This window comes from Methyloversatilis discipulorum (assembly GCF_018780585.1).
Classification (GTDB): Bacteria; Pseudomonadota; Gammaproteobacteria; order Burkholderiales; family Rhodocyclaceae; genus Methyloversatilis; species Methyloversatilis discipulorum_B.
The window spans coordinates 89,148-110,293 of sequence record NZ_JADMJL010000012.1 but is presented as its reverse complement, the minus strand read 5'-3'; the positions used below and the strand labels follow the sequence as shown (position 1 = coordinate 110,293).

Genomic DNA, 21,146 nt, shown 5'->3' with positions numbered 1-21,146 from the left:
AGACATGACATGAGTATCCGGAAAAATACCTCGCTGCCGCATCTGTGGCAGAAACTGCTGCCGTGGAGCCTGCCGCTCGCGCTGGTCGTGCTGTGGCAGATCGCTGCGCAGACTGGCTGGCTGTCCAGCCGCGTGCTGCCGGCGCCGCTCGACGTGCTGAAGGCCTTCTGGACGCTGGCGGTCAGCGGCGAACTGTGGCGCCACGTGCTGGTGAGCGCGCAGCGTGCTCTGAGCGGCTTCGCCATCGGCGGCGGCCTGGGCCTGCTGCTTGGCCTCGCCACCGGCTCGTGGAAACGGGTCGAAACCCTGCTCGACACCACCGTGCAGATGATCCGCAACATCCCGCCGCTGGCGCTGATCCCGCTGGTCATTCTGTGGTTCGGCATCGACGAGACGGCCAAACTTTTCCTGGTGTCGCTGGGCGTGTTCTTCCCGGTCTATATCAACACCTTCCACGGCATCCGCTCGGTGGACGCCGGTCTGATAGAGATGGGCCGCTCCTACGGTCTGCGCGGCTGGGCGCTTTACCGCGACATCATCCTGCCGGGCGCGCTGCCCTCCATCCTGGTTGGTGTGCGGTTCTCTCTCGGTTTCATGTGGGTCATCCTGATCGTGGCGGAAACCATTTCGGCGCAGGAAGGCATCGGCTACATGACGATGAATGCGCGTGAATTCCTGATGACCGACGTGGTGCTGGTGGGCATCCTGCTGTACGCCCTGCTCGGCAAGCTGGCCGACCTGCTGGCCCGCTCGCTGGAACGCGTATGGCTGTCCTGGCACCCGAACTACCAGACGCGCTGAGGAGGCCGACCATGTACTTCTCACCGGAAGAGAACAGCAAAGTGAGCGCCGCCGAACGCGTGATCAACGGCGCGGCCGTCACGCTGCGCGGCATCGGCAAGGCCTTCGGCGACCGCCAGGTGCTGCACGGCATAGACCTCGATATCCGTCCGGGCGAATTCGTTGCCATCGTCGGCCGCAGCGGCTGCGGCAAGAGCACGCTGCTGCGCCTGCTGGCCGGCCTCGACCAGGCCAGCGAAGGCGAACTGTCGATAGACGGTAGCGCCGACGACGTGCGCATCATGTTCCAGGAAGCGCGTCTGCTGCCGTGGAAGCGCGTGCTCGACAACGTGTCACTGGGCCTCACGCCAGCCTTCCGCCGCCGTGCCCGAGAAGTGCTGGCGCGTGTCGGCCTGGCCGACCGCGAACGCGACTGGCCGTCCCAGCTGTCCGGCGGCCAGCGCCAGCGTATCGCGCTGTCCCGCGCACTGGTGCATTCGCCGCGCCTGCTGCTGCTCGATGAACCGCTGGGCGCGCTCGACGCGCTCACTCGCATCGAAATGCAGCAATTGATCGAGTCGCTGTGGCTGGAACAAGGCTTCACCGCCATCCTGGTCACGCACGACGTACAGGAGGCGGTGGCGCTGGCCGACCGCGTGCTGCTGATCGAGGACGGCGCCATCGCGCTCGACCTTGACGTCCGTCTCGCCCGCCCGCGCGAGCGCGCCAGCAACGGCTTCTCTGCCTACGAGGCGCGCATCCTGTCGCGCGTGCTCAGTGCGCCGCCCATTGAATCCTCCGCGGCGTCGACCGACGCCTGGACACCGGGCATTGCCCATATTTCGTTCGCAATCTGAAAGGAAACAGCATGGCCATCACCGCAATCAACGTACGCAACCAGTTCAAGGGAAAGGTAAGGGAGATCGTCCGCGGCGACGTGGTCAGCGAGGTCGATGTCGACACGCCGGCCGGCATCGTCACCTCGGTCATCACCACCCGTTCGGTCGATGAGTTGGGCCTGAAGCCGGGCGTCGAAGTGGTCGCGCTGGTGAAATCCACCGAAGTGTCGATCGCCCGCATCGGCAGCTGATCGCGAGCAGCGCATCGCCATGACGTCCACCGTCCTCATTATTCCCGGGCTACAGGGCATGCCACCGGGACACTGGCTGTCATGGCTCGAAGGCGAACTTCCGGAGGCGCGCCGCGTGCCGCACGACGAGTGGAGTTCGCCGGTGCTGGCACACCGGACGGGTCGCGTGAAGCAGGCAATCGCCCGCTCGGCCGGCCCGGTCTGGCTCATCGCGCATGGCTTCGGTTGCCTTGCGGCCATCATGGCCGCCTCCGACCGGACCGATCGCGTCGCCGGCGCGCTGCTGGTGACACCCGTCGACCCCGAACGCTACGGTGCCGACGGTCCGCTGATCGAGGGTGAAGAGACGATACCCCGCAAGCCGTCGATCTCGGGACTGCTGCCGCAGACGACATTGGGCTTCACCTCCTTGGTGATCGCCAGCGCCGACGATCCGGACATGCGTCTGGTCACCGCCAGCCAGTGGGCCGACAGGTGGGGCAGCCGACTGCTGCTGACCAGCGCACTGGGCAATATCGACCCGACCGTTCATCAGGGCGCCTGGCCGCAATGCCTGCGCCTGTTCCGACTGATGCATCATGCACAACGTGACCTTCCGCTGGGCAGCTTCGCGGAAGGAAACGAACCGGCCCCGCGCCGGCACGGCTGGTTGGCAAAGCTTCGACGCCAGTCGCGGGCGACGCTCTGATGCCGCTGCACGCCGAAGTATCCGGACTAGCATTGATGCTCGCAGTCCCCCGACGACCGCGACAGACTCCCGACGCCAGCAGACCCTGCACTTCTTGAATGAAAGGACCACATCATGACTCTCAGACTGGGCGACATCGCCCCCGACTTCGAACAGGACTCCAGCGCGGGCCGCATTCGTTTTCATGAATGGCTCGGCAACAGCTGGGGTGTGCTGTTCTCGCATCCGGCGGACTTCACGCCCGTATGCACCACCGAACTGGGCCTCACCGCCAAGCTCAAGAGCGAATTCGACAAGCGCGGCGTCAAGGCCATCGCACTGTCGGTCGACCCGGTGGAATCGCACACGCGCTGGATCGCCGACATCAACGACACGCAGAACACCACGGTGAACTTCCCCATCATCGCCGACGGCGACCGCAAGGTGAGCGAGCTGTACGACATGATCCATCCGAACGCGAATGCCACGCTGACCGTGCGCTCGCTGTTCATCATCGATCCGAACAAGAAGGTGCGCCTCATCATCACCTACCCGGCGAGCACCGGTCGCAACTTCGACGAGGTGCTGCGCGTGATCGACTCGCTGCAGCTCACCGACAAGCACTCGGTCGCTACGCCGGGCAACTGGAAGCACGGCGACGACGTGGTCATCGTGCCCTCGCTGCAGGACCCGGACGAGATCGCGCGCCGCTTCCCCGCCGGGTACAAGGCCGTACGGCCCTATCTGCGCCTGACGCCGCAGCCGAAGTAAACAAACGGCCACTCCGGCATCGAAACGCCCGGCTCCGGCCGGGCTTTTTTTCGTCCACCGTCGGGCTGCACATAGGCTTCATCCGGCAAAGCTGTGCAGAAGAAGCTGCGCAGAACAATTCAGTTCCCCCGGCTGCGGGCAGTCCGTAAGGTCGAGCCATCGCAATCCGGAGTACATCAGATGGCCATCCTTGTCGTCGGCGGTGACCACCCCAACCAGTTCGCTGACTCGGCACGCGAGGCCGGCATAGACCGCCTGCATCACTGGAGCGGCCGACGCGCCGCCGACCACCATCAACCGCTGCCGCGCGACCTGCGCGGCATCGTGCTGCTGATCGATCACGTCAATCACGGCATGGCCGCGCGCGTGCGCAGGCTTGCCAGCCAGCACGGACTGCCGGTCGTCTACAGCGCGCGCAGCCGCTCGCAGATACGCAACGCACTGTCGCAGCTGGCGGCCTGAGCCCGGTCGGGAACTGCATCACGGCCGCGGCCTGCGCCGCGGTTCCGAGTCACGGAAACGCAAGGCGGCGGGCGCTATAGTCGCCGGGTACGCCGGAGCATCCATCTGCTTCGGCCCTCCTGGTGAAAGGTTTCCGCGTGCGCACGCTCGTCATCATCGGTGCCGGCTTCAGCGGCACGGCCTGCGCCTGTCAGTTCCTCGCCCGCTGCGGCGATGGCTGGCAGGTCAGCCTGATCAACGCCTCCGGTCCGGTCGCCCGTGGTCTGGCCTACGGCACCCGTTCGCCGCTGCACCTGCTCAACGTGCCGGCCGGCCGCCTCGGCATGGATCCGGCGCAGGAAGGCGATTTCGTCCGCTACCTCGACGAGACGGGGCATCGCTACCGCGCCAGCGCCTTCGTGCCGCGCATGCTGTACGGCGAGTATCTGGAACAGCGCCTGCGCCAGGCCGCCGACGCCCATCCGGGCCGCCTCGACATCCGAACGGCGCGGGTCGATGCCATCGAGCGGCGCCTTGCCGGCGGCTTCCGTCTTCACCTGTCAGGCGACGCGACGCTGGATGCCGATGCCGTCATCCTCGCGATGGGACACCTGAGTCCGGTCGCGCCACTGCCGGGTGTGGATGCGCTGGGCGCCGCCTACATCAACGACCCGTGGTCGGGCGCCGTCGAGCACATCGGCACCGACGAGCGCGTGCTGATACTCGGCAGCGGCCTGACCATGCTCGATGTGGTGGTCGACCTCGCGCGGCGCGGCCATCGCGGTCCGATCACCGCGCTGTCGCGCCGCGGCCTGCTGCCGCGCTCGCACCGCGCGCAGGACGCACCTCCGGCCACCATCCCGCTCGACCGCGAAGCGCTGCTGCAGGCGCGCAGTGCGCGTGCGCTCACTCGCCTGGTGCGCGCCGCGGTCGCCCAGGCCGAGCGAGCCTGCGTCGACTGGCGCGACGTGATCGGCTCGCTGCGTGCCCTGACGCCGGCGCTGTGGCAGAGCCTGGACGAGCGCGAGAAGCGGCGCTTCGTGCGCCACGTACGGCCGCACTGGGAGGTGCTGCGCCACCGCACCGCTCCCGAGCCCTTCAACGCGATGAACGCGCTGCTGCAGGACGGTCGCCTCACCGTCGGCGCCGGACGGCTGCGCGCTGCCGCAGCTGATGAGGGCGGAGTGACCGTACGCTGGGATGACGCCCGCCGCGGTCCGCAGGCACAGCAGTTCGACCGCGTCGTCAACTGCACCGGCCCGGGTCACCGCATCGACGCCCAGCGCGCACCGTTGCTGCACCGTCTGCTGGAAAGTGGTCTGATGACGCAGGACCCGCTCAAGCTCGGCCTGATGGTCGACGCCAGCTGCCGGGCCACCGACGCGCGCGGCCGCAGCGTGGACGGGCTGTACTACGTGGGCCCGCTGCTGCGAGCCCAGTTCTGGGAAGCCACCGCGATCCCCGAGTTGCGCAAGCACGCCGCGGTGGCAGTGGACAGCCTGCTCGCCGCTGGCGGTTGAGCGTCAGCCGCGATCGATCAGTCGACTTCACGGCGGCGCACGCGGCCGAGGACAGCCACCATTCCCAGTCCCGCCGCCATCAGCGCCCAGACATCAGGTTCCGGCACCGGGCCAACGACCGCGCGTCCGCCGCTGCCATAGAGCGCGGCACCGGCCTCCGGTGTCCAGGTGGAATGGAAGGAATTGAATGAATCGAAGAACTGACCGTCGGGCGTGCCGTAGACGTAGGCGGACATGAACAGATCCTCCCTCAGGTCAACGCCCTGGGTGGCGGCCGTGAAACTGAGGTCATAGGCGAAGTTGTATACGCCGTCCTGATCGTCGTCCTCCCACACCAGGTTGAACAAGGGATTGAACACCGGCTGGTCGGACGGCCCGGCAATCATCAGCGGTTCCAGCGTCGACTGCCCGGTCACCAGATTCTCGGTGGAGAACGCGCCATAGGGTGCCAGCGGCCCCTCACCCTGTTGCACCGCGAAGTGGAAACTGTGGAAGGCGCCTGCCGACCACAGTGCGTAGGACACGCTGAAATTGGCGCTGCCCGCGGTGAACTGCCCGTCCTGGTGCAGATTCACGGTGAACGACGCCGCGGAGGGCACGGCCATTCCGCACGCATCGGCATCGCAGACGAAACCCTGATCGCGATAGAACAGTTCTGAGTAGACGTGGCCATTGACCGGCGACCGGGCACTGACCTCGATCTTCGCCGCGAGCTGGCCATTCTCGAAACCGATCTGCGAACGCGCGTGGCTGTCGGCGTCGAGCCAGGCCGAGCTGGCGCCGCTCCACAAGGCGGTATCGCCGTTCCACGGCTGGCCATCGGACAGCAGGCCGCCACCGGGCAGGCTCACATAGCTCCAGCTGCGGAAGGTGTCGTTCGGGACCGCCTGAGCAGCGCCGCTCAGACAGGCGGTACCCAGCAGCGCAGCGAGGCTGGCACGGATGCGGAACGGGACAGGGTGTTTGGACGTCATGGCAGGCTCCATCGACAGTGGACCGGATCACGGCCTCGCATGCGGCCGTGACGGGCGGTGCATCAGCGCACCACCTGTCGTCTTTCTATGCCTGCCGTGCCCGGTGCGATCTGACCTCGATCAAGGAAGCCGGCAGGCCCGCCGCTCCCCGGTCTGCAGCCGCCACTGCGAGGCGTAGATGCCGTCGAGCGCAAGCAGCTGGTCGTGCGTGCCGCATTCCACGATGCGTCCGCCGTCGATCACGTGGATGGCGTCGGCGCGGCGCACCGTGCACAGCCGATGTGAAACGATCAGCGTCGCTCCCCCGGAAGAGATCGCGCGGAGGTTCGCCGCGGACGACTGAACGCGGCCTCAGGCGGCGTCGATCTGCGCCAGCGCGATGCGCACCGCCTTGCGCACCTCCGGATCGGCATCGGCGCCGGCCTGCTGCAATGGCAGCCGGGCGGCCGGGTCGCCCAGCTCGCCGAGCGACAGCGCGACCTCCTTGCGCAGGTTGCTGATCGGGTGCGCCAGCAGCGTGACCAGCGCAGGCAGCGCCTGCCGGGCACGTAGCCGCCCAAGCGCACGGGCGGCCTGCAGCCTGACCTGCCAGTAGTCGTCGCCAAGTGCCGCGATCAGTGCGTCGGCTGCGCCCGCCACACGCAGCTTGCCCAAGGTGACGGCCGCCTCTTCCCTGACCTGCCAGGCGATGTCCCGCAGGGCCGCCAGCAGGGCATCGACCGGCGCACCATCGACGCCCAGCGCGCCGGTAGCGACGCGGCGCACGCCAGCGTCCGGATCGGCGACGGCCAGCGCGGCAAGCGTCGGCAGCGCGTCGGCTGCCTTCAACCAGCCGAGCACGCTGGCCGCCTCGCGTCGCACGTTGGCATCGCTGTCTGCGCAGGCCCGGAGCGCCGGAGGCAGCGCATCTGGCAGCCGCAGTTCGCGCAGTGCGCGCAGCACGGCCGCCCGCACGAAAGGATGCGAATGGTCCAGCCGGGCCAGCAGCGTGGCGCCGACGGCGCCCGACTTGAGACCGGACAGCGTCTGCGCGGCCGCGCCGCGCACCGTCTCGTCCTCATCGGCCAGTGCGGCACAGAGCGCACCGACCACCGCCGCGTCCTCCCAGCCCGACAGCAGCAGCGCCGCTTCGCGCCGCACGACGGCGGAAACGTCATCGCGCAGCGCGGCGACGACCAGCGGCAGCAGATCCGGATCTTCGAGGTCGGCGATCTCCCTGACGGCGATGCGTCGCACCGCATCGTCGCGACTGTTTAGGCGTGCCGTCCAGTCGGCTGCGTCGTCGCCGGTGGGAGACTGTGTTTGCAGTGAAAAGCTCATGGTTCAGATCGCAAAGTGTGCTTCGGACAGGACGGAATCGCCCAGCGGAGAGAGACGGTCGAGCGGCGCCGGCCCATTCTGCGGATGCAGCAGTTCGAGGCAGTGCCGCTTCAGCGAGTTGAAGGCGTGCGTCGTCGTCAGCTGCGCTTCGCGCGGTCGCGCGAACGGTACGCGGATGTCGTCGATGATGCGGCCCGGGCGCGCGCTCATGACCAGAATCCGGTCGGCCAGGAAGAGCGCCTCGTCGATGTCGTGAGTGACGAAAAGCACCGTGGTGCGTATGCGTGCCCACACGTCGAGCAGCAGTTGCTGCATCTTCAGCCGGGTCTGAGCGTCGAGCGCGCCGAAGGGCTCGTCCATCAGCAGCACCCGCGGCTGGTTGATCAGTACGCGCGCGATTTCCACCCGCTGCTGCATGCCGCCCGACAGCTGCGACGGGTAGTGGCGTTCGAAGCCCTTCAGGCCTACCAGCTCGATCAGCTCGCGCGCACGCCAGGTGCGCTCCGGTCCCGGCACGCCCTGCATCTTCAGACCGAAGGCCACGTTGTCGAGCACGCTCTTCCAAGGGAACAGCGTGTGCTGCTGGAACACCAGACCGCGGTCCGGATGCGGGCCGTTTATTGCCTCGCCATCGAGCAGCAGACGCCCGGCGCTCGGCACGATGTGGCCGGCCAGCGCGCCCAGCACCGTCGATTTGCCACAGCCCGAAGGGCCGAGCAGGCAGATGAATTCGCCTGTGCTGGCGGCCAGCGACACGTCGCTGACCGCCTTGAAGCGCGAGGTGCCCTGACCGAATTCGATGTCCAGATGCTGGATGTCGACCCGGCCGCGCAGATGGACGACAGTGGTCATGCCTTCTTCTCCTGCAGCCGGTACCAGGGCGTAGCGAAATGACCCAGCCAGCGCACCAACGCGCTGCTGGCCATGCCGAAGGCGCCGATGAACAGCATGCCGACGACGATGCCGGCGTAGTTCTGCAAGGTGTAGGACTCCCAGGTGTAGTAGCCGATGCCGAACTGGCCGGAAATCATTTCCGCGGACACCAAGCAGAACCAGCAGGTCCCCATGCCGATGGACAGCCCGGTAAAGATGCCGGGTGCGGCCGACGGCAGGATGACTTCGGCGAACAGCCGCGGACCGCGCGTACCCAGGCTGCGCGCCGACGCCACCAGCCGCGGATCGACCGCCTCGACGCCGTGTATGGTGTTCAGCAGGATGGGAAAGATCGCACCGGTGAAGGTGATGAACATCATCGACACCTCGGTCGACGGAAACATCAGGATGGCGAGCGGAATCCAGGCCACCGCCGGTATCGGGCGCAGCACTTCCAGCGGCGGCAGCAACGCACGTGCGGCCCAGCGGAAGCGCCCGATCAGTAGCCCCAGGCCGACACCGGCCAGCGCCGCCGACAGATAGCCGGCGCCGATGCGCGCGAGGCTGTGGCCGACGTGCAGCGACAGCTTGGGCGAACTCAGCAGTTCGATGCCGGCCTCCAGCACTTCGGACGGCGGCGGCACGTGGGCGAAGGTGATGAAGCCCAGATGGGCGCGCGAAGTCGCCAGCGCATGCCAGAGCAGCAGGCTGGCCAGCAGCGACAGCGCGCCCACGGCGAAAGCCGTCAGCCGCCCTGCCGGCCAGCGCGGCAGGCGCCGCGGCTGACCGGCCACCGGTGCCGCCGGGCCCGCCAGCCCGGCCGCCAGCGTGTCAGGCAGAGACATGGTCGGCCGCCCTCCGCTTACTGTGCCGAAGCCAACGTGGCGGCCTGCCCGCGCACCGCCGCGAAATCCAGCACCTTGCCCTTGTTGGCCTGCGCCCACGCGGTCGCGGCGTCCTTGAGCAGGAAGGCGTTGATCTGCCCCTTTGCGTCGGTCGCGAACCAGGCCTGACTGGCCAGCAGCTTGATGCCCAGATTGCGGTCGTGCGCGAACACCACGCGCACCTTCTTGCCGGCGGCCTCGATCTTCTTCACGTCGGCGAAGGCGTTTTCCGGCGATGCGTAATGACGCACCAGCGGCTCGCCCTGCACCCACACCTGCGCCACGCGCTTCGGATCGTCGATGGCCTTGCCGGTCAGCGCATCCTTCGCCTTCAGCGCCAGCTTGTCGTAATTCTTCAGCTGGGCGTCGTAGTCCAGACCAGCGGCCTTGAACGCGGCGCGCACGTACTGGTCGTCGATGAAGGTGTCGGCGGTCAGATCGGAGTCGTGACGCTTGAGCAGGCGCAGCGTGTCGATCGAAGTGGCCAGCGCCTGGCGGTATTCCGGCTTCCACGACAGATCGCGCGTCTGCAGGCCCAGCGGACCGTGGAACAGGTAGCTCACTTCGGCTTCGATGCCGGTCACCTTGGCGATCAGCTCGCTGTACTTTTCCGGCTCGGCGGCGATCAGGCGGTCCGCTTCGATGCTCGCGCGCAGATAGGCGACCACGATTTCCGGGTACTTCTTCGCGTAGTCGGCATTGACCAGCGAACCGTGGAAGGTGGCTGCGTTCGACTGCGCACCGTCGTAGATCTTGCGAGCGAAGCCGCGGTACGGGAACAGGTCGGCGAAGGGCACGAAGTTGGCGTGCGCGTCGATCTTGTTCGCCTGCAGCGCGCTGCCGGCCACTTCCGGCGCCTGGGTGACGATGGTCACGTCGCGCTCAACGTCCCAGCCCTGCGCGTTAAGCGCGCGCAGCAGCAGGCCGTGCGCGGTCGAGGCGAAGGGCACCGAAATCTGCTTGCCCCTCAGTTCGGCCACCGACTGCACGGCGGAGCCGCTCGGCACGACGATGCCGTTGCCGCTGCCTATGGTGCTGCCCGACAGCACCGACAGGAAGATGCTCTTCTTGCCCGCCTTCAGATGGGCGGCGCCGTTCAGCGAGCCCGGGAAGTCGGCCATGGCGCCGAAGTCCAGCTTGTCCGCCACCATTTCATTGGTGAGCGGCGCGCCCGACGTGAAGTTGCGCCACTGGATGTCGTACTGCACATCCTTGTACCTGCCATCGCGCGGCAGGTATTTCTCGAGTAGCTTCAGTTCGCGCACCAGCAGGCCGCCAGTGGCGCAATTGATGGTGGTGTCCTGGGTGCCGATGGCGATGCGTATGGTTTCGGCGGCCGAAGCGGCGCCCGCCGTGAATGCCAGCGCAAGGCCGGCGAGAAGCGAAGTGATCTTCATCTGTTGTTTCTCCTGCAATCGTGATGTGAATGAACGCTGACCGGACCGTCCGGCCGGCACCGGCGGGCGGGATTCAGCGCAGCAGATAGGGAATCTCGACCCGCACGGCGCCGGTCGGACAGTCCTTCGCGCACGGCATGCAGTACCAGCACTCGTCGAACTTCATGTAGGCCTTGCCGGTGTCCGGGTCGATGGCGAGAAGGTCCAGCGGGCACACGTCGACGCAGACGGTGCAGCCCTTGTCGGCGATGCACTTGTCGTGGTCTACGGTGACCGGTGCGGCACTGCGCTGGGTGGTTTCGCGGAAGGTGAAGGTCATGGCGTGTCTTTTCAGGCTGGAACGGGCTGCTCTGCGCCAGCAACGCGCAGCCGGTCGTAGGCGGAGCGCTCCTGGCTGTCGATGGGCACGATGTAGGGCTCGACCGCGCGCTTGAAGCTGGTCATGCGGCCGGCGTCGTCCTTCTTCAGATGGGCGTGGCAGAACCAGTCGGCGTCGTTGCGCTGCGGATGGTCCACCCGGTAGTGATAGAGGCCCCAGCGGCTTTCGGTGCGGAACAGCGAGGCGCGGGCGGCCATTTCGGCGCAGTCGCGGATCACCGACACCTCCGCCGCGCGCATCAGTTCGTGTGCGCTGGTGGCGTGGAGCTGCTCCAGGTCGTCGCGGATGGCGTCGAAGCGCTCGAGCCCGATTTCCATCTTGCGGGTGACCTTGGGCGGCTGCAGATAGTCATTCACGAAGCGGCGCAGCTTGTACTCGACCTGACTGGGCGCCAGGCCGTTCTCGCGCAGCAGCGGCGCGAACACGCGTGCCTGTTCGCGCTCGACCTGCGCGCCATCGATCGCGGCCAGACTTCGGCCAGCGATGTAGTCGGCCGCATTCTCGCCGGCGAACCAGCCGTAGGTGAAGGCGCCCAGCATGTAGTTGTGCGGCACCGCTGCCATGTCGCCAGCCGAGTACAGACCCTGGACCGACGTTTCGGCGCGCTCGTTCACCCACACGCCGGACGCGCTGTGGCCGCTGCAGAAGCCGATTTCCGATATGTGCATCTCGACCATGTCGCGCCGGTAGTCGGTGCCGCGGCCGGCGTGGAACTCGCCGCGGCTGGGCCGCTCGTTCGAATGCAGGATGGTTTCTATGGTCTGTATGGTTTCCTCGGCCAGGTGGTCCAGCTTCAGGAATACCGGGCCGTTGCCGCCCTGCAGCTCCTGCCAGAACTCCCACATCATCTGGCCGCTCCAGTAGTCGCACTCGATGAAGCGCTGGCCACGGCTGTTGGCGGTGAAGCCGCCCAGCGGTCCGGTCACGTAGGCGCAGGCCGGACCGTTGTAGTCCTTGATCAGCGGATTGATCTGGAAGCACTCGAGGTTGGCGAGTTCGGCGCCGGCGTGATACGCCATCGCGTAGCCGTCGCCCGCATTGGTCGGGTTCTCGTAGGTGCCCATCAGGTAGCCGGAGGCCGGCAGGCCCAGCCGGCCCGCAGCGCCGCAGGCCAGCACCACCGCCTTGGCGCGGATCACGTGGAACGCCGCGGTGCGGCAGTCGAAGCCCATCACGCCCGAGATGGCGCCGTCGTCGCCCTGCAGCAGCCGGGTGGCGACGATGCGATTGGTGATGGCGACGCGGGCGCGCTTGAGCTGGCGGTACAGCACCTTCTTCACGTCGTGCCCTTCCGGCATGGGCAGCACGTAGGCGCCCATGTGGTGCACCTTCTTCACCGCATAGTCGCCGGTTTCGTCGCGCTCGAAGCGCACGCCCCAGCGGTCAAGCTGTTCGATGGTGGCGAAGCTGTTGCGGGCATAGGCGTACACCGCCGCCTGATTGACGATGCCGTCATTGGCGATGGTGATTTCCTTGGTGTACTGCTCGGGCGTCGCGTGACCGGGGATGACGGCGTTGTTCAGGCCATCCATGCCCATCGAAATCGCGCCGCTGCGCTTCACGTGCGCCTTGTCCAGCAGCAGCACGCGCAGCGCCGGGTTGCGTTCCTTCGCCTTGATCGCGGCCATCGGTCCGGCGGTGCCGCCACCGACCACGACCAGGTCGTATTCACTGACCAGGGCATCATTCATGGACTGCTCCTCTCTGCGCGCTGCGCGCGCGGTCGATGCGCAGCCGGTACTGGAAGGCATCGCCACGGAAGTACAGGTGTTCGTAATCGACCGGCCGGCCGTCTGCAGCGTGGGTCAGGCGTTCGATGTGCATGACCGGCGCCCCCTCCTCGATCTGCAGTGCCTGCATCAGGTCCTCGTCGGCCAGCACGGCGTCCATCGCGACGTCGGCGTGGCCCAGCGGCACGCCGCAGTCGTTCTCCAGCATCAGGAAGATGTCGCGCGTGACCAGTTCGTGCCGGCTCAGCCGCTCACCGAGAGGCGCCGGCAACCAGGTCAGCTCGAGCGACACCGGCTCGCGGTTGAGCAGACGCACGCGGCGGATCTCTACCACCTGGTCACCCGCCACCAGCCCCAGCCGCTCAGCGACGCGCGCATCGGCCGGCGCGGTGCGCAGGTAGTCGACGCGATTGATGATTTCGTAACCCATCCGGGACATCGCTTCGCCGAAACCCTCGAGCGCGGTCACGTTCTGGAAGGCTTTGGGGCGCGACACGAAAGTGCCCTTGCCGTGGATGCGGAAGATGAGGCCCGCCTTCTGCAGGTCGCCCAGCGCCTGGCGCACGGTGATGCGACTGACACCGAACATCGAACACAGCTCGCTTTCGGACGGCATGCGGCCGTGCGGCGGATAGGTGCCATCGAGGATGCGCAGCCTCAGGAGCTCGGTCAGCCGCGCGTAAAGCGGCGACGGCAGATCGGGCAACAGCACCAGCGCGGGATTGCTTTTCGACATTTGGAATAACTTGTTATGACAAGTCCGCGCAGACTAGGGATGCCATTGCTCGAAGGGAACCAAGCTTTTTTCCGAAGCAATCCCTGGCAAGTGATTTGCAACGCAACAACACCGACGCGGAATGGGCACATACCCTCGAAGCAGCGCACGACGTCCAAGGCCGCAGCCATGGTTTCCGGCTGCGAAGCCCCGATTGCTCCATCGTCTCCATGTACACCCTCTTCAACGCGCTGGCGTCCGCGCGCGAATTCCGCGACCGCATCTACCGCGGTGACGTCTTCGAGATCGCCGGCACGAGCCATGGCACCACTGGTGAGTCACGCGCGAGGCTTGGCGGAAGAGGCACTGCGTCCGCGCGATCCGCAGCGACTGCACGAGCACCTGTCGTCAGCGCAGCAGATCGACACGCTGAGTGCAATACAGCGTGCGTTTAGCGCTCCGGCCGATACGCGGCGCCCTTGGCGCACACAGCTCGAAACACTGGGGCTGGACCCTGCGCGCATCGCCTGCGACCGGCTGCACCTGCGCTTTCAGCCGCATTGGGCGCCGGACAGCGTGTGCAGGCGCCACGCGAGCACCGCCACGGTCGCCCTCCACCGCGACACCTGGGGCTGCAATCTGTACGCGCAGACCAACTGTTGGGCACCCGTCTATCCGGACAGCGCGGGCCGCACGGTTGCACTCTACCCGGCGCTGTGGTCACGCCCGCTGAAGAACAGCAGCGCGACTTTCGACATGCCGGCGCTGCTCGAAAGGTCGGCCGCCGGTGGCCGCACCGCCGTCGATGCCGATCAAGCCATCCCGCACCTGCAGGAAGCCGTCGATCCGGCAGAAGCGCGGCCGGTGCAGGTACCACCGGCCACGCCGGTCGCGTTCTCCGGCGCGCATGCCCATGCAGGCGTCGGCGATGACACCGGCCTCACGCGCATTTCGTTCGAAACGCGCACCGTGTGGCGGGACGACCTGCTGGCCGGAGGCAGTGCGCCGAATGTCGACGGCCACGCGCCGTGGGCCGCGCCCGGTCTGTTCCGCATGCTGGATGACCGGATGCCCCTGAACGAGGTGCCGGGCTGTGCGCGTACCGTGCGCCGCGACGACTGGGCCCTGGCTGCGACCGTCGGACTGCAGGCGCGCTGACCGCGGGCGCCCCGACCAACCCCTCTCAAACGTGCGGCCGGGCCCGCCGCTCGCCGGTCTGCAGCCGCCACAGCGAGGCGTAGATGCCGTCAAGCGCAAGCAGCTGGTCGTGCGTACCGGATTCGGCGATGCGTCCGCCGTCGATCACGTGGATGGTGTCGGCGTGGCGCACCGTGGACAGCCGGTGCGCCACGATGAGCGTCGTGCGGCCGACCACCAGACGCTCCAGCGAGCGCTGGATGGCTGCCTCGGTTTCGTTGTCCACCGCCGAAGTCGCCTCGTCCAGAACCAGTATCGGCGGGTCCTTCAGGATCGCGCGCGCCAGCGCCAGCCGCTGCCGCTGGCCGCCCGACAGACGCAGGCCGCGTTCGCCGACCGGCGTGTCGTAACCCTGCGGAAGTGCAACGATGAAGTCGTGCGCCTCGGCCGATTTCGCCGCCTCGATCACCGCCTCGCGTGTGGCGTCCGGCATGCCGTAGGCGATGTTCTGTGCGACCGAGGCGTCGGCGAGGAAGGTGTCCTGCGCGACATAGCCAATGGCGCGGCGCAGGTCCTGCAGGTTCAGTTCACCGATCGGCATGCCGTCGAGCAGCACCCTGCCCTGCTGCGGCTCGTAGAAGCGCAGCAGCAGCTTGATCAGCGTGCTCTTGCCGCCACCGGTGCTGCCGACGAAGGCCGCGCTGCGGCCGGCGTCGATGCGCAGGTCGACGCGATCCAACGCGGGCCGGGTCGTTCCGTCGTAGGCAAAGGACACCTCGTCAAAAACCAGTTCGCCGCGCACCTCGGCGCGCGACAGCGCCCGCCCTTCGTAGGCGATGTTCACCGGCGTCTGCAGCAGGTTCATCACCCGCTCGATCGACGACATCGAGCGCTGATACAGATCGGTCAGGTCGGCCAGCCGCGTCAGCGGCCAGAGCAGGCGCTGGGTCAGATACACCAGCACCGAATAGCTGCCGACGCCGATGTCGCCGTTCAGCGCCATGAAGCCACCATAAAGTAGGGTCACCGTGAAGCCAGCCAGGATGGCCATGCGGATGACCGGCGTGATCGCCGCCGACAGCCGGATCGCCTCGCCGTTGCGTGCGCGGTAGTCATCCGATCCCTGTTCGATGTGGCCGGCCTCGTAATCCTCGGCGGCGTAGGCCTTCACCGTAGCGATGCCCTGGATGTTGTTGTTCAGCCGAGCCGCCAGCGCGCCGGCCGCCTCGCGCACCGCGCCGTAGCGCGGTGCGAGCCGGCGCTGAAACCAGAAAGCGCCGTACAGGATGAGCGGCACAGGCACCAGCGCGAGGAAGGCCAGCTCGTGCGTCAGCACGAAGAACACGCCGCCCACCATCAGCGAACCGACGAACACCTGGATCAGGTCGTTGGCGCCGCCGTTCAGGAAGCGCTCCATCTGGTTGATGTCCTCGTTCAGCACCGCCAGCAGATTGCCGCTGCGGTTGCGCTCGAAATAGGCCATGTCCAGCTTCTGCACGTGGCGGTAGGCCTCCATGCGCAGGTCGTGCTGCAGGTTCTGCGCAAGGTCGCGCCAGCGCACGTCGTACAGGTACTGGAACAGCGATTCGCCGACCCACACGACGACCGTGATCAGCGCCAGCAGCACCAGCTGGTCCTTCGGATCGACGATGCCGACGCGCGCGAGGAAGCTGGCCTTCTGGTTCACGACCACATCGACCGCGACGCCGATCAGCACCTCCGGCAGCACGTCGAAGAACTTGTTGAGGACGGAATACAGCGAGGCGATGCGCACGTCACGGCGGTAGTTGCGCGCGTGCGAGAACAGGCGGGAAAGCGGATGCATGGCGGGCTCGGGGAAGATTTCGGGCGGGCCGCTCATCGATGCCGGCGGCGTGCCGCCATCATGACAGACGGCCGCCCCTCCGGGCGGCCGCAGGTGTACGGCACAGCACCGCGTGTGCTCAGCGGTGCAGCCAGCGGGCGTGCGCGCTGCGCGCCAGGTGATCGAGCGCGTAACCGAGCGCACCGACCAGCACGATGACGGCCATCAGCTCCGAGTAGGCGAGGCGGTCGCGTGTGTCGAGGATGAAATAGCCGAGCCCGGCCGACACGCCCAGCATTTCGGCCGGCACCAGCACGATCCAGATGATGCCGATCGCCAGTCGCACGCCAGTCAGGATGTGCGCGGTGATGCCGGGCAGCACCACGCGCAGCACCGTCTCGCGCCGGGTGGCCGACAGGCTGCGTGCCAGCAGCAGCCAGTTCGGATCGAGCTGCGCGACGCCGGACGCGGTATTGAGCAGGATGGGCCACACCGCGGCGAAGGCGAGCAGGAAGTACACCGGCGCGTCGCCCACGCCCAGCACCATAACCGCGAGCGGCATCCAGGACAGCGGCGACACCATGCGCAGGAACTGGAACAGCGGTGTCGTGCCCTGGGCGAAACGGCGCGACAGCCCGGTCAGCACACCCAGCGGCACACCGATGGCAATGGCCAGCAGCAGGCCGACCGCGACCCGCTTCAGGCTCACCAGCACGTGCGGCCACAGCTCGCCGCTGCCGAGCAGCTGCCACAGCGCGTCGGCCGACGGCGCCGGCGCGAAATCGGCCGCGATCGGCATGCCGTGCGCCAGCCAGGCCGAACCGGCCAGCCACAGCAGCAGCGCGCCCAGCAGGCCGGCCAGCGGGAGGATGAAACGCGCGCTCATCACACCCGCACGACTTCCTTGCGCCGCAGGTCGGCCGGCAGGCCGAACACCGAGGGTCCACCGACCAGGTCGATGGCCCGGCGCACGAAACGGTCATCGACCAGGTCGCGCGCGACGAAGGCCGGATCGAGCGCATCGAGGAACTTCGTGTCGCCCTCGACCCGGGTCTGCTTCACCGCGCGCACCAGCTCTTCGGTGTAGGACGGGAAGGGATAGGGCTGGAAGTCGATGCGGCGCTGGTACCAGCCCTTGTTCTTCACCACGCCCGACGCTTCGTAGCTGGCGTAGTCGGTCGCCGCCAGCACCTTGGAAAGAACCGGCAGCGCGTGCGGTGTGTACTTGCCCTCGCCTGCCGCCGACAGCAGCTTGGCGGTATCCAGCTGGTTGCTGCGCGTCCACAGCTGGGCACGCACGATGGCGTTAGTGACGCGCTGCGCCCACTCCGGCCGCTCGCTGGTGTCGCGCTCGGACAGGAAGGTGACGCAGCACGCGTGGTTCTGCCACACGTCACCCGAGAAGCGCAGCACCTTGCCCACGCCCTTGGTTTCGGCCAACGCGTTGAAGGGGTCGGCCACGATGTAGCCGGCAATGGACTTGCCGGCCAGTGCCGACACCATTTCGGCAGGCGGCAGCACGATGAGGTTCACTTCGTTCGCGGCCAGCTGCGCCTCCTTGGCCTTGGTCACCGCCGTCAGACCGTTCGCGCGCAGCACCTGCTGCAGCAGGATGTTGTGGATCGAGTACCAGAAAGGCACGGCCACCGTGCGGCCGCCCAGATCGGCGACGGTCGAGATCGACGGATCGACGGTCAGCGCCGAGCCGTTCACATGGTTCCAGGCGACGATCTTCGCCGGGAATTTCGAGCCGTAGCGCACCCACAGCGCGGCGGGCGTCAGCAGGTGGATCACGTTCACCTGCCCGGCAACGAAGGCCTCGACGATCTGCGCCCAGCTGCGGAACAGCCGCGGCGACTCGGTCTTCAGGCCTTCCGCCTCGAACAGCTTGCGCGCGTGCGCCACCAGCAGCGGTGTCGCATCGGTAATCGGCAGGTAGCCGATCTTCACCGGCTGGTCGTCGCCCTTGAAGGCCTGCGCACGCGCGTCACCCGCACGCAGCAGCGGCGCCGCCACACCGGCAAGCGTCAGTGCGCCAAGCTTCAGCATGTCGCGGCGCGTCAGCCCGCAACCGCAATCGGACGAAGCGCAGATATGCAGCTTCCCATCCTTGTTCATGTCATGTCCTCTTCTGATGGTCTTGGTTTCAATGCGCGCGCAGCACCTGCAGCGCGTTCAGGATGTCCAGCCGCAAGGCGGTCACGGCCGCAGGCTGCGCCTCACGCGGGCGCTCGATATCCACTGTCCATTCGCGGACGATGCGGCCAGGCGTGCCACCCATTAGCAGGATGCGGTCGGCCACCAGGATGGCTTCGTCGATGTCGTGCGTAACCAGCAGCGCCGCGGTGTGCCAGCGATGCACCAGCTCCACCAGCAGCGCCTGCATTTCGGCACGCGTGATGGCGTCGAGTGCGGAGAACGGTTCGTCGGCAAACAGCAGCTGCGGCTCGCGCGCCAGCGCGCGGGCAAGGGCCACGCGCTGCGCCATGCCGCCGGACAGCTGTGCCGGATAGCGATGTCCGTGTCCCGCCAGCCCCACCGCGGACAGCGCATGCTCGACGCGCGCGGCGCGCTCGCTGCGCGCCAGTCGAGGTTGATGCTCGAAGTCGAGTCCGAAACCGACATTGCCCGCCGCATCAAGCCAGGGCAGCAGCCCTGGCTGCTGGAAAACGAGTGCGGCGCGCGGATGCGGCGCCTGCAGCGGCTCGCCGAGGAAGTGGATGTCACCCGAGGCGGGCGCCTCCAGCCGTGCCAGCACGCGCAGCAACGAAGACTTGCCGCACCCGCTGCCACCCAGCAGGCAGACGATCTCGCGCGGCCGGACCTCGAGCGACACGCCGCTGAACACCGGCCTGCCGCCGTCATAGGCGTAGGCCAGATCACGTGCCCGCAGCGTGGACACCGGCGCGGCGGGCGCCGCCGGCTCCGGGCGCAGCAGCGACCTGGGCACCACTGCGTTCACGCCGCCCTCGCCTGCGCCTGTGCGCGCTTCTGCAATTCGCCCTGCAGTTGGGTGACGCTGGGCGTGATGACCGGCACGAAGGCCGATTCCTGCAGGCGGCGCGCGAAACCGAACGGCGGATCGACCAGGTAGGCGCGACCGCCGCTCGCCTGCAGTTCGAGCTGCACCGCACGCTGCACCGTGTCGGCCAGCGCAATGCGCAGCCGGAACAGCGCCGCCGCGTCGCTGACGAAGCGTTGTGCGGCCAGTCCGTCGAGCAGCGCCACCACCTGCTTGGCCAGCGCGTCGCCAACCGCGTCGAGTTCGTCCTGCAGCGTGGCGCGGGCGCTGTTGCAGCGCGCCTGCGCGGCGGCCAGTGCGGCGCGCGCCAGGCCGATGGACAGGCCGCACTGCAGGCCGAGAAAGCCGGGGCGCACGCGCGGCAACCAGTCACGCGCGTCCGGCGCGATCACGTCGGACGCGTCGATCAGCGCACCGTCTATGTTCAGCGCCGCGGTATTGCTGCCGCGCATCGCGATCAGGTCGAGATCGGCCGTACGCGATACGCCGGCGTGGCGACCGTCGAGCGCAACGACGAAGGGTGGCTCGCCTTCGCGCGACGATACCGCCGCCGCGAACACGAAACCCGACTTGCGCAGATTGGTCACCCAGGGCAGCTTGCCGTCCAGACGCCAGCCCTCGCCGGTGCGGCTGGACTCGATCTGCAGCGATTCAATGCCGCAAAGGAATTTCATCGCGTTGGACAGGCCAGTCGCGCCGGCGTGCTTGCCGGCCAGCAAGGCCGGCAGCCGGCGTTCGCGCAGCGCCGCGTTCGGGCTGGCGAGCAGATATTCAATGAAGGCGCGATGACCCCAGAACACGAAGGCAGCCGTCAGCGAGTGCTCGGCCACCGCGGCGATGGCCTCGACCGCGTCTCCGGTGCTGCCTCCGGTTCCGCCCATCGACTGCGGCACGCCGATGGCGAACAGCCCGGCGGTGGCCAGCGCGGGCAGCAGCGCCTCGTCGTCGGAGGTGCCGTCGTTCAGTGCCGGCGCCTGTTGCTGCAGCCAGTCGCGCAGGCCGTCCGGCAGCCGTTCGTGAGTGTTCGTGTTCATGCCGTCAGCACACCGGCACGGAAGGGTTCGAGCTGCGGATTGACCGGGCTCTGCGCCAGATTGTTGGCGAAGTTGCACAGCGTCGCCAGGCTGATGCCGAGGATGACTTCGAGCGCCTGCGCGGGCAGGAAACCGGCGCCGGTGAACTCCGCCAGCGCGCTGTCACTGACGGCGCCGCGGGTGGCGATGACCTCTCGCGCAAACGCGGCCAGCGCATCGAGCCGTCCATCGCCGACCGGACGCCCGTGCTGCAACGCGACCACCGCCGCCTTGTCGAAGCCGGCCTTCTTCAGCGCAATCGCGCTGTGGCCGGCCACGCAGAAGTCGCAGCCGTGAATGCTGGCGGCCGTGATCTGCACCACCTCGCGCTCGGCCAGCGACAGGCTGGCACGCCCGTTGATCTCGCCGACCGTCAGATAGGTTTCGAGCGCGACCGGCGCGTTCGACAGCGCGGCGATCAGGTTGGGCAGGAAGCCGTTGTTGGCGATCACGCGCTCGACGAGAGCACGGCTTCCTTCGGGTGCGGTATCGGCGGTGTGCAGGGTGAGGCGGGTCATGACGCTGGCCGGTGTTGAAGATGGCCGCACTCTAGCGACGCCCCCGGCGCA

The 21,146-nt window shown here is 67.7% G+C and carries 23 protein-coding genes; 8 read left to right on the top strand and 15 right to left on the bottom strand.

The window, feature by feature from the left end:
- Positions 1–9: 9 nt before the first annotated feature.
- From ssuC to IV112_RS05140, 7 genes are all read left to right on the top strand, one after another.
- Positions 10–801, top strand: a complete 792-nt coding sequence (gene ssuC, locus IV112_RS05170) for an aliphatic sulfonate ABC transporter permease SsuC (protein WP_304001481.1) — start codon at positions 10–12, stop codon at positions 799–801.
- Positions 802–812: 11 nt separating this feature from the next.
- Positions 813–1,637 (top strand): ATP-binding cassette domain-containing protein, encoded by an 825-nt coding sequence (locus tag IV112_RS05165; RefSeq protein WP_304001479.1) that lies wholly within the window; start codon positions 813–815, stop codon positions 1,635–1,637.
- An 11-nt stretch (positions 1,638–1,648) separates the two neighbouring features.
- Complete coding sequence (locus IV112_RS05160) at positions 1,649–1,870, top strand: TOBE domain-containing protein (RefSeq protein ID WP_304001477.1); 222 nt, start codon at positions 1,649–1,651, stop codon at positions 1,868–1,870.
- Positions 1,871–1,889: 19 nt separating this feature from the next.
- On the top strand, positions 1,890–2,558 hold the full coding sequence (locus IV112_RS05155) for an RBBP9/YdeN family alpha/beta hydrolase (RefSeq protein WP_029143675.1): 669 nt from the start codon (positions 1,890–1,892) through the stop codon (positions 2,556–2,558).
- Positions 2,559–2,672: 114 nt separating this feature from the next.
- Complete coding sequence (locus IV112_RS05150) at positions 2,673–3,308, top strand: peroxiredoxin (RefSeq protein ID WP_020164543.1); 636 nt, start codon at positions 2,673–2,675, stop codon at positions 3,306–3,308.
- Between the two features lie 180 nt (positions 3,309–3,488).
- A complete protein-coding gene (locus IV112_RS05145) occupies positions 3,489–3,770 on the top strand; it encodes a DUF2325 domain-containing protein (RefSeq protein WP_020164542.1) in 282 nt (93 codons plus the stop codon).
- Positions 3,771–3,892: 122 nt separating this feature from the next.
- On the top strand, positions 3,893–5,269 hold the full coding sequence (locus IV112_RS05140; RefSeq protein WP_304001470.1) for an FAD/NAD(P)-binding protein: 1,377 nt from the start codon (positions 3,893–3,895) through the stop codon (positions 5,267–5,269).
- A gap of 17 nt (positions 5,270–5,286) precedes the next feature.
- Here the strand turns inward: IV112_RS05140 and IV112_RS05135 are convergent, their stop codons facing one another.
- From IV112_RS05135 to IV112_RS05095, 9 genes are all read right to left on the bottom strand, one after another.
- Complete coding sequence (locus tag IV112_RS05135) at positions 5,287–6,243, bottom strand: PEP-CTERM sorting domain-containing protein (protein ID WP_304001467.1); 957 nt, start codon at positions 6,241–6,243, stop codon at positions 5,287–5,289.
- Between the two features lie 120 nt (positions 6,244–6,363).
- The gene (locus IV112_RS05130; protein ID WP_304001466.1) at positions 6,364–6,510 is read right to left on the bottom strand and encodes a hypothetical protein; all 147 of its coding nucleotides are present in this window, start codon (positions 6,508–6,510) and stop codon (positions 6,364–6,366) included.
- 84 nt (positions 6,511–6,594) lie between these two features.
- Positions 6,595–7,563 carry a HEAT repeat domain-containing protein gene (locus IV112_RS05125; RefSeq protein ID WP_304001464.1) on the bottom strand — a complete coding sequence of 323 codons (969 nt, stop codon included), beginning with the start codon at positions 7,561–7,563 and terminating at the stop codon, positions 6,595–6,597.
- Between the two features lie 3 nt (positions 7,564–7,566).
- Positions 7,567–8,415 (bottom strand): ABC transporter ATP-binding protein, encoded by an 849-nt coding sequence (locus IV112_RS05120; RefSeq protein WP_304001462.1) that lies wholly within the window; start codon positions 8,413–8,415, stop codon positions 7,567–7,569.
- A complete protein-coding gene (locus IV112_RS05115; protein WP_304001460.1) occupies positions 8,412–9,281 on the bottom strand; it encodes an ABC transporter permease in 870 nt (289 codons plus the stop codon). The genes IV112_RS05120 and IV112_RS05115 overlap by 4 nt, the downstream gene beginning before the upstream one ends.
- Positions 9,282–9,298: 17 nt before the next feature.
- Entirely contained in the window at positions 9,299–10,717 is a 1,419-nt protein-coding gene (locus tag IV112_RS05110) for an ABC transporter substrate-binding protein (protein WP_304001458.1), read from the bottom strand.
- 73 nt (positions 10,718–10,790) lie between these two features.
- Positions 10,791–11,036 carry a 4Fe-4S dicluster domain-containing protein gene (locus IV112_RS05105; protein ID WP_008059591.1) on the bottom strand — a complete coding sequence of 82 codons (246 nt, stop codon included), beginning with the start codon at positions 11,034–11,036 and terminating at the stop codon, positions 10,791–10,793.
- 11 nt (positions 11,037–11,047) lie between these two features.
- Positions 11,048–12,787 (bottom strand): fumarate reductase/succinate dehydrogenase flavoprotein subunit, encoded by a 1,740-nt coding sequence (locus IV112_RS05100; protein WP_304001454.1) that lies wholly within the window; start codon positions 12,785–12,787, stop codon positions 11,048–11,050.
- Positions 12,780–13,562, bottom strand: a complete 783-nt coding sequence (locus tag IV112_RS05095; RefSeq protein ID WP_304001451.1) for a GntR family transcriptional regulator — start codon at positions 13,560–13,562, stop codon at positions 12,780–12,782. The genes IV112_RS05100 and IV112_RS05095 overlap by 8 nt, the downstream gene beginning before the upstream one ends.
- Before the next feature lie 300 nt (positions 13,563–13,862).
- Here IV112_RS05095 and IV112_RS05090 point away from each other — a divergent pair, with 300 nt between their 5' ends.
- The gene (locus tag IV112_RS05090; protein WP_304001449.1) at positions 13,863–14,699 is read left to right on the top strand and encodes a hypothetical protein; all 837 of its coding nucleotides are present in this window, start codon (positions 13,863–13,865) and stop codon (positions 14,697–14,699) included.
- A 25-nt stretch (positions 14,700–14,724) separates the two neighbouring features.
- Here IV112_RS05090 and IV112_RS05085 read toward each other — a convergent pair whose 3' ends face one another.
- The 6 genes from IV112_RS05085 to IV112_RS05060 form a co-directional block, all read right to left on the bottom strand.
- Positions 14,725–16,503: an ABC transporter ATP-binding protein gene (locus tag IV112_RS05085; protein WP_304001447.1), complete on the bottom strand. Its 1,779-nt coding sequence runs from the start codon at positions 16,501–16,503 to the stop codon at positions 14,725–14,727.
- A gap of 118 nt (positions 16,504–16,621) precedes the next feature.
- Positions 16,622–17,368 carry an ABC transporter permease gene (locus IV112_RS05080; RefSeq protein WP_020647621.1) on the bottom strand — a complete coding sequence of 249 codons (747 nt, stop codon included), beginning with the start codon at positions 17,366–17,368 and terminating at the stop codon, positions 16,622–16,624.
- A complete protein-coding gene (locus tag IV112_RS05075; RefSeq protein ID WP_020164537.1) occupies positions 17,368–18,600 on the bottom strand; it encodes an ABC transporter substrate-binding protein in 1,233 nt (410 codons plus the stop codon). The genes IV112_RS05080 and IV112_RS05075 overlap by 1 nt, the downstream gene beginning before the upstream one ends.
- A gap of 28 nt (positions 18,601–18,628) precedes the next feature.
- Positions 18,629–19,444 carry an ABC transporter ATP-binding protein gene (locus IV112_RS05070; RefSeq protein WP_304001444.1) on the bottom strand — a complete coding sequence of 272 codons (816 nt, stop codon included), beginning with the start codon at positions 19,442–19,444 and terminating at the stop codon, positions 18,629–18,631.
- A complete protein-coding gene (locus IV112_RS05065) occupies positions 19,441–20,538 on the bottom strand; it encodes an acyl-CoA dehydrogenase family protein (RefSeq protein WP_304001441.1) in 1,098 nt (365 codons plus the stop codon). Before IV112_RS05065 ends, IV112_RS05070 begins: the two co-directional genes overlap by 4 nt.
- Entirely contained in the window at positions 20,535–21,095 is a 561-nt protein-coding gene (locus IV112_RS05060) for a carboxymuconolactone decarboxylase family protein (protein WP_304001439.1), read from the bottom strand. The genes IV112_RS05065 and IV112_RS05060 overlap by 4 nt, the downstream gene beginning before the upstream one ends.
- Positions 21,096–21,146: the final 51 nt, after the last annotated feature.